Below are 15,170 nucleotides of genomic sequence, written 5' to 3' on the forward strand. Positions count from 1 at the left end.
AAGTCGGGGGGTGGGGTCGCGCAAGAGCGGTACCCCAGAAGGCTCCCCCGAGGTCTTGAGGGGGTCTGCGGTGGTCTGGGAGGGTCTGCTTCATCGTGACATTCCCGCAACATCATGACGTCTTGGGGTTGTTGCCACTTCGAGCCTTGACATCCGGGTGACACCACACCAGCATCGAAGCGCTTCAATGACATCCCGACCCCACCGACATCTTCGACCCCATCGACACCTCCGACTTCCGTGAGGGGATCCGCGCGTGAGCGGCTGCCAGGCCACCAGCGAACCGACGACACCCCCGTTTCCGGCCTTTCGCGATCCGCGGCTGCCGGACGGCGAGCGGGTGGCGGACCTGCTGGCGCGCCTCACCCTCGACGAGCGGATCGCGATGCTGCATCAGTTCGCGCCCGCGGTGGAGCGGCTGGGCCTGGCGGCCTTCCGCACCGGGCAGGAGGCGCTGCACGGCGTGGCCCGGATGGGGCCCGCGACCGTCTTCCCGCAGGCGGTGGGGCTGGGCGCGACCTGGCATCCCGAGCTGCTGCTGCGGATCGGCGAGGCGGTGGGCACCGAGGTACGGGCCATGCGCGCCCGCGACGAACGGGTGGGGCTCAACGTGTGGGCGCCGGTGGTGAACCTGCTGCGCGACCCGCGCTGGGGCCGCAACGAGGAGGGCTACGCCGAGGATCCGTACCTCACTTCGGCGCTGGCCGCCGCGTACACCCGCGGACTGCGCGGCGACGACCCGGCCCGCTGGCGCACCGCGCCCGTCCTCAAACACTGGCTGGCGCACAACAACGAGACCCGCCGGGACACCACGTCCTCCTCGGTGCGGCCGCGCGTGCTGCACGAGTACGACCTCGCGGCCTTCCGCGGGGCGGTGCGGGCGGGCGCGGTGGCGGGCGTGATGCCCGCGTGCAACCTGGTCAACGGGCGGCCCAACCACGTCTCCCCGTATCTGCGGGAGCACTTGCGCACCTGGACCGAGCAGGAGCTGGTGGTCTGCTCGGACGCGGGCGCGCCCTCCAACCTGGTGGACTCCGAGCACTACTTCGACACTCACGAGGAGGCGGTGGCCGCGGCCCTGCTGGCCGGGGTCGACAGCTTCACCGACCACGACCAGGACGCGTCGAAGACCGTCGCGCGGGTGCGGGGCGCGCTGCGGCGCGGGCTGATCGACGCGTCGGCCGTCGATGTGGCGGTGCGGCGGCTGCTGGCCATGCGCTGCGCGCTGGGGGAGTTCGACCCGCCCGCCGAGCCGGGCGCAGCACCGGGCGCCGAGCCGGGCGCCGAGCCGGTGGAGGCGGCCGGGTTCGACACGCCGGGGCACCGGGCGCTCGCCCTGGAGGCCGCCGAACAGGCCGTCGTCCTGCTCAAGAACGACGGGCTGCTGCCGCTGTCCGACGCCACGGCGGGCACCGTCGCGGTGGTCGGCCCGCTCGCGGACGAGTGCAAACTCGACTGGTACAGCGGCAGCCTGATCCGCCGCAGCACACCGCGCGAGGCACTGGTCGAGCGGCTCGGCGCGGAGCGCGTGGTGTTCGTGGAGGGGACGGACACCGTGCGGCTGCGCGCCGCGGCGGGGTGGGTGCGGGTCCCGGACGCGGAGGTCGAGGAGCGGGCGCGGGAGGGCTCGCTCAATCCGGCGCACACCGCCGGCCGCACCGACCTGCCGCCGTTGACCGTCGGACCCGCGCCCACCGATCTGGCCCTGGCCGACTGGGGCGGCGGCGTGCTCACGCTGCGCGCGCCGTCGGGGCGCTATCTGACCGTGGCCGAGGACGGGTTCGTACGGGCCGCGGCCGAGCAGCCCGAGGGCTGGGTGGTCCAGGAGACGTTCACGCTGGAGCGGCACGGCGACGGACATCTCCTCCGGCACAGGGGAACAGGCGGGTACGTCTGTGTCGCCGCCGAGGGCCTGAAGGTTGCCGCGCCGGGCGGGTCGGCGGAGCTCAGGCAGGCGGAGGGGACAGAGGCGTCGGAGGGGACAGAGGCGTCGGAGGCGTCGCGGGCGGAGGTCTTCACGCTGGAGGTCGTCGAACGCGGCGAGGACGCGGTCGCGCGGGCGGCCGCTGAGGCCACCACCGTGCTGGTCCTGGCGGGCAACGACCCGCACATCAACGGCCGCGAGACCGAGGACCGCACCACCCTCGCGCTGCCCACCCAGCAGGACCGGCTGTGGCGCGCCGCCCACGCCGCCAATCCGCGCACCGCCCTGGTGCTGGTCTCCAGTTACCCGTACGCGGTGGACGAGGCGGCCGACGCGCTTCCCGCGCTGCTGTGGACCGCGCACGGGGGCCAGGCGGCGGGGACCGGGCTCGCCCGGGTGCTGTTCGGCGACGTCTCACCGGCCGGCCGGCTGCCGCAGACCTGGTACGCCGACGAGGCAGAGCTGCCGGACCTGCTCGACTACGACATCATCGCGTCCCGCGCCACCTATCTGTACTTCGACGGCGCGCCGCTGTTCCCCTTCGGGCACGGCCTGTCGTACACCCGCTTCGCGTACGGGGATCTGTCGGTGCAGCGGACCGAGGGGGAGGGCGCGGGTGAGGGGGCCGCGCTCACGGTGGAATGCGAGGTCACCAACGCCGGCCCGTGCGACGGCGACGAGGTGGTGCAGATCTACGTCAGCGCCCCGGGGGCGCGGGTCCCGCGACCGCACCGCCGGCTCATCGCCCACCGCCGGGTCCCGCTGCGCCAGGGCGAGACGGCGCGGCTGTTCTTCACCGTCCCGGTCCAAGAGGCGCTGGGCTTCTGGGATGTGGCACACGGCCGCTGGACCGTCGACCCGGGCACGTACGAGATCCACGCCGGCGCGTCCAGCGCGGACATCCGGCGTACCGCCTCCGTCACCGTCGACGGCCCGCCGCCCGCCCCGCACCCGGTGCTGGAGCGGGGCCTCGCGGCGGCGGACTTCGACTCGGCCGACGGGGTCAGCCTGGTGGACCTGACCAAGGTGCGCGGCGACGCGGTGGCCAGCGGGGACGAGGCGATCGGCCGGCTGCTCTTCCGCGCCTGCGACTTCGGGGCGGGCGCGCGGACGGTGACCGTCGAGGCGGCACGCGCGGAGCACCCGAGTGGTGACGGAGCGGGGGCGGCCGGTGCGGCGAAGGTCGAGCTGCACCTGTCCGACGGCACCACACTCGCCTCGGTCGCCATCCCGCCGACCGGCGGCCCCTACCGCTACACCACCGTGGGCGCCGACCTGCCCACTCCCCCGTCGGGCGTGCACGACCTGCACATCACGCTGCGCGGGGCCCTGAGACTGGCCCGTCTCGGCTTCTCCGGTTGAGGGTCCGGAGCCGCCACAGGACGGGTCCGGCCCGATACGACGGGCCCGGCCCGGTATGACGGGCCACGCGCCCACGCGGAGGACCTACGTCACCCTCCGCGTGGGCGCTCACCATGAGGTCAGCCGCGGCTCACAGGTCGAGGCCGGTGAGGACGAGGACCCGCTCGTAGGTGTAGTCCTCCATCGCGTAGCGCACGCCCTCGCGGCCCTCGCCGGACTTCTTGGTGCCGCCGTAGGGCATCTGGTCGGCGCGGTACGACGGGACGTCGCCCACGATCACGCCGCCGACCTCCAGCGCGCGGTGGGCGCGGAAGGCGGTCTGCAGATCATGGGTGAAGACGCCGGCCTGCAGCCCGTACTTGGAGTCGTTGACCGCGTCGAACGCCTCCTCCTCACCCGCCACCTCGCGGACGATGAGCACCGGGCCGAAGACCTCCTCGCAGGAGACCTGTGCGTTCGCGGGCACATCGGCGAGGACCGTGGGGGCGTAGGCCGCGCCCTCGCGCTTGCCGCCCGTCAGCACCCGCGCGCCGCCCTGGACGGCCTCCTCCACCCAGGCCTCGACGCGCTTGGCGGCGTCCTCGCTGACCAGCGGGCCGACGTCGGTCGCGTCGTCGGAGGGGTCGCCGGTGACCTGGGCCTCGACGGCCGCGACGATCTTCGGTACGAGCCGCTCGGAGACGGCCGCGTCCACGATCACCCGCTGCACGGAGATGCAGGACTGCCCGGCCTGGTAGTTGGAGAAGGTCCCGATGCGGCCCGCCGCCCACTCCAGGCCGACCTCGGAGGTGTAGTCGCCCAGCACGACCGCGGCGCCGTTGCCACCGAGCTCCAGCGTGCAGTGCTTGAGCGGCACGGACTCCTTGATGGCGTAGCCGACCTTGTCGGAGCCGGTGAAGGAGATGACCGGCAGCCGCTCGTCCTGGACCAGCGCGGGCATCCGGTCGTTGGGCACCGGCAGCACGCTCCAGGAGCCCGCCGGCAGGTCGGTCTCGGCCAGCAGCTCGCCGAGGAGCAGCGCGGACAGCGGCGTAGCCGGGGCCGGCTTGAGGATGATCGGCGCGCCGACGGCCAGCGCCGGGGCGACCTTGTGGGCGCACAGGTTCAGCGGGAAGTTGAACGGCGCGATGCCCAGCACGACCCCGCGCGGGAAGCGGCGCGTCAGCGCCAGCCGCCCGGTGCCGCCCGGGTCGGTGTCCAGCCGCTGCGCGTCCCCGCCGTTGAACCGGCGGGCCTCCTCGGCGGCGAACCGGAACACCGACACGGCCCGGCCGACCTCACCGCGCGCCCACTTCATGGGCTTGCCGTTCTCGGCGGAGATGAGCCGTGCGACCTCCTCGGCGCGCTCGCCCAGCCGCCGCGAGACATGGTCGAGGGCGGCGGCCCTCACGTACGCGGGGGTGGCGGCGAAATCGTCCTGGACGGCCGCGGCGGCCGCGACGGCCTCCTCGACCTGGGCCTCGGTGGGAATGCTCACCGCGCCGACCAGGCGACCGTCCCAGGGGGACGTGACCTCGACGGTGTTCTCGCCCGTGGCCTCGCGGCCGGCGAGCCAGAACGCGTGGGTGGCGGCTTCGTTTGTGTCTGGCACAGCGGATCCCGACCCTTCCGGAAGTGGTGGGGTGATGGTGCGTGTCTCTCTCCCTCCACCGTAGGCGCGGCCGGGCCGGAAGCTGTTTGTCCGGTGCGTAGCAGTCGGCCCTCGCCTCGCGCCGCATTGGTGGGGTGAGGGCCGGGGCGGGGGCTAGGCGGGCGGGGGCTCAGCCGTGCTGGGCTCCCTGCGCGGTCGCCTTGAGGGCCAGCCACAGCTCCATGCGGACATCGGGGTCGTCCAGCGACCGCCCCAGGATCTCCTCGACGCGGCGCATCCGGTAGCGGAGGGTGTGCCGGTGGACGCCGAGGTCCGCGGCCGCCGCGTCCCACTGGCCGTGCCGGGACAGCCAGGCCCGCAGCGAGGCCACGAGGTCGCCACGGCCCGTCGCGTCGTGCTCCCGCAGCGCCCGCAGCATGCCGTCGGCGAACGCCCGTACGGCGTCGTCGGCCAGCAGGGGCAGCACGGAACCCGCGGCGACCTCCTCGTGCTCGACCAGCATCCGGCCGCGCCGCCTGGCCACCGAGAGCGCCTGCTCGGCCTGGCGGTAGGCGGCCGCGGCGGCCGTCGGACCCGCCGGGGCCGACAGCCCGATGACGAGGTCGTCGCCCGGGGGCGCGGCGCCGCGGTCACGCGGACGGACCGCGCTGCCACGGCGGCTGTCGACCGCCTTGGCGTGCTCGGCGCAGACGGAGACCGCGGCGCCGCCGTCCGGGGCCAGCACGACGAGGCGCTCGCCGTCGGGCACCACCAGCACGGCCTCGCCGGTGCGGGCGGCGGCCGTCTCCATGGCGTCGGCGAGCGAGCCGAGCGGGTTGTCGGCGGGGACCGCCTCGGCGGGCGGGGCCGCGCTCGGGGCCGTTCCGGATCCTTTACGGGTACGGGCCGCCGTACCGCCCGGAGCCGTACCGCCTGAGCCTGTACCGCCCGGGGCCGTGCCACCCGGGGCCGCGCCGCCTGAGCCTGTACTGCCCGGACCCGTACCACCCGGAGCCGTACCGCCCGGGGCCGTGCCTGCGGTGTCCGGCAGGCTCTCCGCCGACGCCTCCTCCACGCCGCCGACGGCGGCTGCCGCGCCCGGCTGCTGCGGCCCGCTCCCCGGCGCGGCCTCGGCGACGAGCATCCGGAACGGCGCGTCGAGCAGAGAGCCGTACAACTGCCCGGCGACCGCCCGCGCATGGTCGGGCTCGCCCGCGAGCAGCATCCGCAGCACGGCGGCGCCCAGCCGCTGCTCGGCCTCGTGCAGGGCACGGGAACGCTCGGTGGTGAGTGTCAGCAGCGCCACCGCCGAGTGCACGGCGTAGCGCTCGGCGGTGCCAAGGGGCGCGCCCGTGCCGACCGCGAGAACACCACGGGTGCGACGGCCGGTGCCCAGCGACTGCAGCTCCACCCGGTCCGAGGCCGCCTCATCGGCCGAATCCGCACCCTCGGCAGCGCCTTGCTCCGCGCCGTCCCCGCCTCCTTCGTCGCCCTCACCGCCGCCTCCGCCGAGGACGGCGCTGGCGGGGGCCGGCCGGGCGAGCAGCCGCTCCACGTCGGCGGTGAGCCTGGCGGCCCGCCGGGCCGCCCAGTCGGGGGCGGCGGCGACCACCGCGCCCGAGGCGTCGTACAGCGCCGCCCAACCGTCGAGGTGCGCCGCGAGCCGGGCGAGCAGCAGGGCGGGCCCCTCGGCGCCGATCGCGGCGCGGGTCAACTCGCGCTGCGCCTCGAACCCAGCGGTCACCGAGCGGTACTGATCGGCGGCGATGGCCGCGGACACGGCCTTGCTGATGGCGATGAAGGGCGTGCGCCGCGGCACCTCCAGCAGCGGCAGGCCCTCCTCCTCCGCCGCGGCGACGAGCGCGGCGGGCACCTCGTCGTGGTTGACCCCGACCGCGAAGCCGAGCCCCACCACCCCCGCACCGGCCAGCCGCCGCACGTAACGGCGCATCGCCTCCGGGTCCTCGGCGTCGAGCTTCATCGCGGTGGTCAGCAGCAACTCACCGCCCTCCATGTACGGCACGGGGTCGGCGAGCTCACTGACATGCGCCCAGCGCACGGGCGTCTCCAACCGGTCCTCACCAGCGAGCACGGACAGCTTCAGCGTGGTGTGGTGGACCAGTGAGGCGAGGGTGGGAGGCATGGCACCTTCGGTCGACGTCGACGCGGGGACTTCGCCGTCCCGTATGAACGGCTGCAACCGATTCTGCCTCAATGGATGAATCCGGGGAATCGAAGGACGTCGATTTTCGGCTGCGCGCGGACGTCAGGCGGCGGAGGCCCGTCGGCGGAATGGGCACCCCCGCCAACAGGCCCCGGCGTCGCATCACGCGGACGTCAGACGTGCAGATCCACCAGCACCGGCGGCCCGCTCTCGCCCCGGACGGAGGTCACCGACAGCACGGCGTGCCCCGCGGGGACCGCGTGCGCGAGCTCCGAGGCCGACCAGCGCTCGCGCTCAACCTTCCGCACGGTCACCGACTGGGTGGTCACGGCCCTGCCGGTGACCACCTTCCGGATGAAGTGCAACACCTTGGTGAACGGCTCCTCGGCGATGATCTGCCGGTCGGTGACGTCCCGCGCCTCGACCCACTCCGTGCCCCACACCTCGGCGAACCGCGCCCCGTCCCAGGTCGTCACCCCGGCGTAGGCCATCCGGCAGCCGACCGCTCCCAGCAGCGCGCTGCGCAGCGCCTCGGGCACGTCGTCCAGGGTGCGCAGGGTCAGGACGACACCCGCGTTGGCCGAACGCAGCCGCTGGATGCCGCGCAGCGCCTCGGGGGTGACGGTGTGCGAGGCGTCGTCGAGCACCAGGCAGGCGAAGAGCGACCGGTCGGCGCGGCCCACGGCGCATTCGGTGAACTGCGCGAGGACCAGGCGGGCCAGCATCCGGGACGCCTCGACGTGACCGCGCTCGGGCAGATCGATCCGCACCCGCAGCGGGTGCTCGAGGGCCCGCAGCGAGAAGGGGCGCCGGTCGCCGCTCGTACGGAAGAAATCGGCGAACGCCGGCCGGTCCAGCAGCGCGATCCGGTCGGCGAGCAGCGTCCCCACGTCGCCGGGCGCACCAGCCTGCCGCACGCGCGCGTCCAGCTCGCGCGCCTGCGCCGACTGCCCGGCCGCGTCCAGCGCCTCGCGGAGCGCGCTGATCGCGGCCTTCGAGCCGTCCAGCAGCTCGCGCAGCTCGGGCACGGACGGGAAACGGCCGTGGGCCGCCCTGTACGGGCCGAGCAACTGGGCGAGCGCGGTGGCCGCCCGGCGGCTGTCCCCGCCCGGCAGCGACGCGGCCATGTCGCCGATCAGGGCCTCGGCGAGGACGCCGGCGGCCTCGTCGGGGTCGTTGGTGCCGCCGTAGAGGTCGAGGTCGTAGCCGGAGTCCGGGCGGCCGATCTTCACCACGACGTCGAACGCCTCATCGGCCCCGAGCCCCGACCCCGCCGCCCCCACGGCCACCACCGCCACCTGCCGCGCGAGTGCCTGCAGACACAGCGCCTCCACCACGGGCCGCACCAGCCGCCCGGTCTTCCCCGTCCCGGCCGGCCCGACGGCCAGCAGGGACGTACCGAGCACATCGGGGTCGAGGGCGAGGCCGACGCCGCGGTGCTGATAGGGGTTGCGGGGATCGTCGGCGGCGGTGCCGATGCGGACCTGCCGGGCGACCAGGTCGTGCTCCGCCGTACGGGCGGGCAGATCGCGCGCACCCGAGGGGTGCCCGTGCGCGGCGGCGCCGTGGCGCAGCACGGTGTCGGTGAAGGCGGCGAGCGAGTCCCGTCCGTCCCGCACGACCTGCCAGGCCCGCTGGATCCGCGCATGATCCACATCATTCATCCGCCCCGCCCGCACCTCCTCGGCCAGCCGGTCCGCGGCACTGTGCGCCCCGGCGGCGCGCAGCTCGGGCCACTGGGCGGGGTCGGCTTGGGGGTTGGTGGGGGCGGGGGGCGAGTCGGAGTCGTCCCAGCGGAAGAGGGGGGCTACATATCGGCGCCAGACTTCGCCCCAGTGGCCGACGCGGCTGAAAATAGCAGCGATGATCACGAACCAGATTCCTTTGTACCAGCGCAGAACCGGGTCGCTCTCGTCGTGTATACGGTCGACCCAACCTTCCGATTGAGCCAGCTTCAGCGGCAATTGCCAGTACGTCCCCAGGTAGCCGCTCTTGGCGGTGAGAAGGGACCACAACAGCCAGGTGAACAGAAGAGCGATCAATGCGCCGGGGAGCAATCGACGTGTCGGAATCCGGTCAGGATCCTCCGGCGGCTTGGGCTTGTGCCCATACGTCCACACCCCCGGCGCCGCCTCAGGCCGCGGTGTGCGCAGCCAGTCGATCAAGGACGGCCGCGTACCTGGGCGTGCCCCCGGCACGCTTTGAGGGAGCGGTGGAGCCGACGGCTGGGGCGGGGGTGCTTGGTGAGGATATGAGGGTGGTCCCGCGACGGGCGGGGCGGGGAGAGGGGGTGGGTTGCGGTGGGTGCCGCGTGAGTCGAATGCGCCCTCGGTGTCCATCTGCTGCCCCTTGCCCCCTGACCGGCTGTGCTCCGTGCTTCGCGCCTCGCGTCACCGCGCCGACGTGCCGGCGTCCAATCTAGTGTTCCCGGCCGGGGAGTTCAGCGACCCGGCGGTTCCCGCGTCCCGCGGGCGGCGGCGGAGCGGCGGTGACGGCGCTCCGCGCTATGTCCGCCGAGGACAACGCGGCACGCCCACTGCTCCCGAACGGAACATGCCACACCCGCCGTACCCCGCCTAGCCTGCGAGTAAAAGCGCCGTTATTCCCCCTGGACCACCTGGAGCACCCCATGACCGAACTGTCCGGAGGCCCCTCCCTCCCACAGGAGCGCCGCATCGTCACCGCGATCCCCGGCCCGAAGTCCCAGGAGCTGCTGGCGCGCAAAGCCGCGGCGGTGGCCAGTGGCGTGGGGAGCGTCATGCCGGTGTTCGCCGCGCGGGCGGGCGGCGGGGTGATCGAGGACGTGGACGGCAATTCCCTGATCGACTTCGGCTCCGGCATCGCCGTGACCTCCGTGGGCTCCAGCGCCGAGGCCGTTGTCCGCCGCGCCACCGCCCAGCTCGCCGATTTCACCCACACCTGCTTCATGGTGACCCCTTACGAGGGCTACGTACAGGTCTGCGAGGAGCTGGCCGCCCTCACCCCCGGCGACCACCCCAAGAAGTCCGCTCTCTTCAATTCCGGCGCCGAGGCCGTCGAGAACGCCGTCAAGATCGCCCGCGCGTACACCAAGCGCCAGGCCGTCGTCGTCTTCGATCACGGTTACCACGGCCGCACCAACCTCACCATGGCGCTGACCGCGAAGAACATGCCGTACAAGCACGGCTTCGGACCGTTCGCGCCGGAGGTCTACCGCGTTCCGGTCGCCTACGCCTACCGCTGGCCCACCGGCCCCGACCAGTGCGCCGACGAAGCAGCCGCCCAGGCCATCGACATGATCACCAAGCAGGTCGGGCCCGACAACGTCGCCGCCATCATCATCGAGCCCGTCCTCGGCGAAGGCGGCTTCATCGAACCCGCGCCCGGCTTCCTCCCCAAGATCGCCGCCTTCGCCAGGGACAACGGCATCGTCTTCGTCGCCGATGAGATCCAGTCCGGTTTCTGCCGCACCGGACAGTGGTTCGCCAGCGAGCACGAGAACCTCGTCCCGGACCTCATCACCACCGCCAAGGGCATCGCCGGCGGGCTCCCCCTCGCCGCCGTCACCGGCCGCGCGGAGATCATGGACGCCGCCCACGCCGGGGGCCTCGGCGGCACCTACGGGGGCAACCCCGTGGCCTGCGCCGCCGCCCTCGGCGCCATCCAGACCATGCGTGATCTCGACCTCAACGCCAAGGCCCAGCGCATCGAGCACGTCATGAAGACCCGCCTGGCGGCGCTCCAGGAAAAGCACGACATCATCGGCGACCTCCGCGGCCGCGGCGCCATGATCGCCATCGAGCTGGTGAAGTCCGGCACCAAGGACCCGAACCCTGAGGCGACGGCGGCGGTGGCCAAGGCCTGTCACGCCGCGGGGCTGCTGGTCCTGACCTGCGGTACGTACGGGAATGTGCTGCGTTTCCTGCCGCCCCTGGTCATCGGCGAGGAACTGCTGAACGAGGGGCTGGACGTGCTCGAAGAGGCGTTCGGTCAGCTGTGACTGTGAGTGATCGATGAGCGGCGTGAAGAAGATGTGCGAGGGCGATGACAGCTGGGTGATCGGCCTGTCGGGCGCGGCTTCGCTGCCGTACGGTCGTGACAGATGAGAGAAACACCCCGCTCGCAGGGGACTGCGAGCGACGCCGAGTCGGTGCTTCCCCAGCCCCGTCCCGGCTGTGCCCTCGCGCACACCACTGGAGCCTCCGGCTCCGGATCTCCTCACCGATCGGATGGCCGCCCGCCCCAAACCCCCCGGGGCGCGCGGTACACCGGTCACCACGGCGGCCCCGGAACCACCCCCCCTGTTCCGGGGCCGCCGATCATTTTCGCGTTCGCGCCGGTCCTCGCCCTGGTGGCCCTGTTCGCGCTGGTCACCTGGCAGGTGGCCGCCCGCGGCCCGCTGCGCTCACTCGACGAGCGGCTGGCCGGGGAACTCACCGCCTCCTCGGGGTTCGGCCCCACGCTCCTCCCCTCCCCCGCCGCCGAGTTCTTCGCCGACCTCGGCAACATGGCCGTGGCGCTGCCGGTGCTCATGGCCGTGCTCGGCTGGGTGGTGTGGCGCGAACGGCGCGCGGGGGCGGCGCGCCTGTGGCTGCCGCCGGTGGCCGCCGCCGTGGCGATGGCGGCGGTCTTGGCCCTCGTCGTCCCGCTCAAGGCCCTGGTCGACCGCCCCGGCCCGCCCGGCCCCCTCGCGGACGGCTCCGGCTTCTACCCCTCGGGCCACGCCGCCACCGCAGCGGTCGCCTACGGCGCGGCCGTCCTGCTGCTGCGTCCGAATCTGCGGCGCCCGAATCTGCGGCGCCCGAATCTGCGGCGTCCGTATCTGCTGCGCCCGTATCTGCGGCGTCCGTATCTGCGGCGTCCGTATCTGCGGCGCCCGGCGGCGCGTCGCGCGCTCGTCGGGGCGGTGGCGCTGCTGAACCTCGCCGTGGGCACGGGGCTGGTCCGGCGCGGCTACCACTGGCCGCTGGACGTGTTCGGGAGCTGGTGTCTGTCCGGCTGCCTGCTGTGGGCGCTGTGGCGGACGCTGCGCTGGCGGGAGCGCCGGACAGCGTCCGGCGCGTCAAGCCGCACGGTTGAGTCACCCGGGGACGGACAGGGGTAGCCTCCGCACATCCGTGAGGGGGAGCAGGGGAATGCCTCCGGGCCGCTCCATCGCCTGCCGCAACTGCCGGGCGGGCGGGTCGGCCGGGACCTCGCCCTCGGTATCGAGGAAATACCGCTCCACGAACTCCTGCACCGGGCCGGGAGGGATCGTGGCGCCGGACCGCCCGCCCACGTCCGCGCTGCCGGACAGCATCACGAGGAGCATTCCGTAAACGCGGTCCATGCCGCTGCCCAGAGCCGGCTGGAAATACGGCACATCGAGGGCACGGCCGCCACAGCGTGCGTAGAAACGCAGTCTGGCGACGGGATCGCCGTACACCTCATCGCTCTCATGGGCCAGTGGATGTTCGAGTTCGGTGAGAGTCAACAGGGGCCGAAGGCGACGTTGCCAACCAGTGTTCACCTCCTCCACCAGCAAGCTGCCCAGTCCGCCGGAGCGGGCCTCGGCACGGACAGCGAGGTACGCGAGCAGGAGCACCCCCGACTCCGGTGACCAGTCACCGACGGCGACAGCCATCGGCAGACCGTCCTCGTTCACGACCGCGGTGACGAGCCTGAGGTCCTTTTCGAGTCCGGACCGCAGTTCGTCAAACGACTCGAGCTCGTTCGACGGGAAGTGGGGCAGCAGCAGATCCCTGTACACCCGCGTGAGCAGGGCGTCATCGCCGGCGCGCACCTCGACCATGCGTATCCCGGGACGCACCCTAAGAATCCCTTCTTCCGGCCGCCCGCCAGAACCAGCCGCCCACCAGAACCGCCAGAATCACGATCACCATGATAATCGTCAATGCGCCGGCGGCCTGAATGTCGTACCCGGCCTGCAATATCTGGCCGAGGCCGGAGACGCCCACGGCGGCGATGACGGCAAGCATGGTGTCGAGCTTGGCCCGCTGTTGCCGTTCGACCCTGACTTCTTCCCGGGATTCCCGGTCGGCACGCTGCTGCGACAATTTCTCAATGGTCAGGCCGAGTTGTTCGTGAGCGACCTCTTCGATCTTCAGGACGATCTCCTCAACACGGGCGTGGTATCCGGACCGGTCGAGAAGCAGTCCGAGCATATCGGCGCACACGGGAGAGGAGACGAGTGACGGTGAACGTATCAGGGCCATCGTGGAGCGGGCCTCGACGGCGAAGTTGTTGAGGCGCAGCCGCTCCTCGTCCAGCTGGCTGGAGAGATCGCCGAGCGCGGACGCCGGGAGATCGTCCACAGCCCCTGCCTCGGCCACCCGGCGCTGGAATTCCTTGGCCCGCGTGTAGTGGCTGGCCAGCTCATGGGACCAGCCTGCGAACAGGCCGTCCAGGGAAGCCACGAACTCGGCCATGCTGCCGCGCGTTCTGGTGACCCATTCAGGCGTACCGGGGGCCACCAGGAGCACGGTGTTGCACGTACGCACCGTCCAATCCGTCGTCAGGCCCATCGCGTCGATCCGCGCGGTGTCATGGAACGGATAGCGGATCCACTCGGCCAGGGATCCGATGTCGGAGGCGACCGGACTGGTGAGGACCTGGGCTCCCACCGCCGTATTGAATTCTTCGGCGGTGAGCACTTCACTTCTGCCGCTGCCGCCGGCCGGGCCCCATGCCTTCGATGCCTCGTTCACCGAGATGACGACCTGGAACATTCCCGGTCTGGCCACGCTGCGGACCGGAACCCCCCGCACGGATTCCTGCAGCGCCGCGCTCGCGTCGTCCACGAGCTGCATGGCGAAATCCGACAGTCTGGGCCAGACCTGTCCGTCCGGCTCGGCGTCCTGAAATCCCACGCATGCCACCCCGTGTTCCGGTGCGGCACGCATCAGCATGGCGTGGATATCCATGGGAGAGGATTCAAGGAGTTCGGCCTGGAATCTCACATGGTGATTTCCCAGCCGGGAGAACCGGATCTGTGCGGTGACCGTTCCGAGCTCGGCTCCGTCGACACTGCGTAGGGTGACGTCGGGCAGTTCGAGGAAGGTGCCGTCATATCCCCGTCCCAGGGGATCCGAACCGTCCCAGATGTCATCGAGGTCGAGTGCGTCATGTATGTCGATCGGCGTGGCCCCGGCCAGCCGCCACCCGGCGCCGTCGTCGTTCGCCGCCGAGACCACCTGCTCGGGGGTGAGTCCGCGGATGGCGAAGGGATAGACGAACACCACGCTTCCATGGTCGATGCGCAGCCATTCGGCGTCCTTGTGCTGGTTGAGCGCCAGGAGGCTGGCCCGATGGGCCCTCAGTTCGCTGCGCGAGCGATGTGCGACCATCGCCCTCTCCGCCTCCGCGACAGCGGAGATCGCGCCGTCGAGCGACGCGCCCGTGCCGAAGAACGCCACGATCGCACGCGCGGCGCGGGCGACCGCTTCGTGCAGGAGGCAGTAGCGTCCGGCCACCTCCACGAGCCATGCGCTCAGTTCGGGGAGGCCGATGGCAGCCCGCAGGGCCAGGTCCGCCGCTTCACGCCCTTTTTCCACCGCCAATTCGGCGGCGTCGGCGCAGCTCGCCAAGCGCCCGCACATCAACGCGTTTTCCGTGAGGATCTGCGCGTCCAGGCTCTCCATCAGCGCCAGAACCGCCTTCGCGGCCGCCCGGTCCTCCTCCGCGAGGCCCGGCAGCCGATCACGTAGTGCGTCTTGTGCGCCGCGCAGGGTGTCCCACAAGGGGCGGTAGTGATACGAGACTTCCCATGCCTCCTCGACTTCCAGGAGGATGTACAAGAGCAGCAGGGCCGGGCCGCCGGTGACTCGCGCGGCCTGCGGCAACTGGACGGACACTTCCGCCGCCGCGTCGGCTCTTCTGCCCGGAGGTCTGCGGCTGGTGGGCACGCCGTCCCTTGGGGCCTCGGCGTCCCAGCGCGGCAGGGCTCTCAACAGACCGGTTCTGACGTCTCGCTGGGAGAGCCAGTCCCGCAAGGGCTCGGTACGGCCCGCCGTCAACGCGGCGAAGAGATCCGGGTGCACCCGGTCACCTTATAAGCGCCCGGTCAATTCCCGTTCGGCCTCCTGCTGTTCCCCTCGACGCCGTGCGCGACGCCGTCGGCACGCCGCCCCGCCTCCGCACGTCGTCGAGCGACGGGCTTCGGGCCCCGGGGC

At 72.5% G+C, this 15,170-nt stretch carries 8 protein-coding genes; 3 read left to right on the forward strand and 5 right to left on the reverse strand.

All coding sequences use genetic code 11. The annotated features are described in order from the left end of the window. The first annotated feature begins 256 nt into the window (after positions 1–256). Positions 257–3,286: a glycoside hydrolase family 3 C-terminal domain-containing protein gene (locus tag ACFZDL_RS15215; protein ID WP_353595305.1), complete on the forward strand. Its 3,030-nt coding sequence runs from the start codon at positions 257–259 to the stop codon at positions 3,284–3,286. Between the two features lie 130 nt (positions 3,287–3,416). Here ACFZDL_RS15215 and ACFZDL_RS15220 read toward each other — a convergent pair whose 3' ends face one another. The 3 genes from ACFZDL_RS15220 to ACFZDL_RS15230 form a co-directional block, all read right to left on the reverse strand. Beyond that, on the reverse strand, positions 3,417–4,877 hold the full coding sequence (locus ACFZDL_RS15220; protein ID WP_353595306.1) for an aldehyde dehydrogenase family protein: 1,461 nt from the start codon (positions 4,875–4,877) through the stop codon (positions 3,417–3,419). 169 nt (positions 4,878–5,046) lie between these two features. Beyond that, positions 5,047–6,999 carry a PucR family transcriptional regulator gene (locus tag ACFZDL_RS15225; RefSeq protein WP_353595307.1) on the reverse strand — a complete coding sequence of 651 codons (1,953 nt, stop codon included), beginning with the start codon at positions 6,997–6,999 and terminating at the stop codon, positions 5,047–5,049. 194 nt (positions 7,000–7,193) lie between these two features. After that, on the reverse strand, positions 7,194–9,359 hold the full coding sequence (locus ACFZDL_RS15230; protein WP_353595308.1) for an ATP-binding protein: 2,166 nt from the start codon (positions 9,357–9,359) through the stop codon (positions 7,194–7,196). A gap of 290 nt (positions 9,360–9,649) precedes the next feature. On the opposite strand from ACFZDL_RS15230, the gene gabT reads away from it, so the two are divergent. Continuing rightward, on the forward strand, positions 9,650–10,999 hold the full coding sequence (gabT, locus tag ACFZDL_RS15235) for a 4-aminobutyrate--2-oxoglutarate transaminase (protein WP_353595309.1): 1,350 nt from the start codon (positions 9,650–9,652) through the stop codon (positions 10,997–10,999). Positions 11,000–11,350: 351 nt separating this feature from the next. Next, entirely contained in the window at positions 11,351–12,103 is a 753-nt protein-coding gene (locus tag ACFZDL_RS15240) for a phosphatase PAP2 family protein (protein WP_353595310.1), read from the forward strand. Here the strand turns inward: ACFZDL_RS15240 and ACFZDL_RS15245 are convergent. Further along, positions 12,080–12,808, reverse strand: coding sequence for a GNAT family N-acetyltransferase (locus tag ACFZDL_RS15245; RefSeq protein ID WP_353595311.1), 729 nt, complete (start codon positions 12,806–12,808; stop codon positions 12,080–12,082). The genes ACFZDL_RS15240 and ACFZDL_RS15245 overlap by 24 nt on opposite strands. Before the next feature lies 1 nt (position 12,809). Then, positions 12,810–15,038, reverse strand: coding sequence for a hypothetical protein (locus ACFZDL_RS15250; RefSeq protein ID WP_353595312.1), 2,229 nt, complete (start codon positions 15,036–15,038; stop codon positions 12,810–12,812). Positions 15,039–15,170: the final 132 nt, after the last annotated feature.

Source organism: Streptomyces sp. NPDC007917 (assembly GCF_042959105.1).
Taxonomy (GTDB): domain Bacteria; phylum Actinomycetota; class Actinomycetes; order Streptomycetales; family Streptomycetaceae; genus Streptomyces.

Excerpts from the sequence above, each read along its gene's own strand:
- gabT (WP_353595309.1), top strand. The coding sequence starts at position 9,650 with ATGACCGAACTGTCCGGAGGCCCCTCCCTCCCACAGGAGCGCCGCATC.
- ACFZDL_RS15225 (WP_353595307.1), bottom strand. The coding sequence starts at position 6,999 with ATGCCTCCCACCCTCGCCTCACTGGTCCACCACACCACGCTGAAGCTG.
- ACFZDL_RS15230 (WP_353595308.1), bottom strand. The coding sequence starts at position 9,359 with ATGGACACCGAGGGCGCATTCGACTCACGCGGCACCCACCGCAACCCA.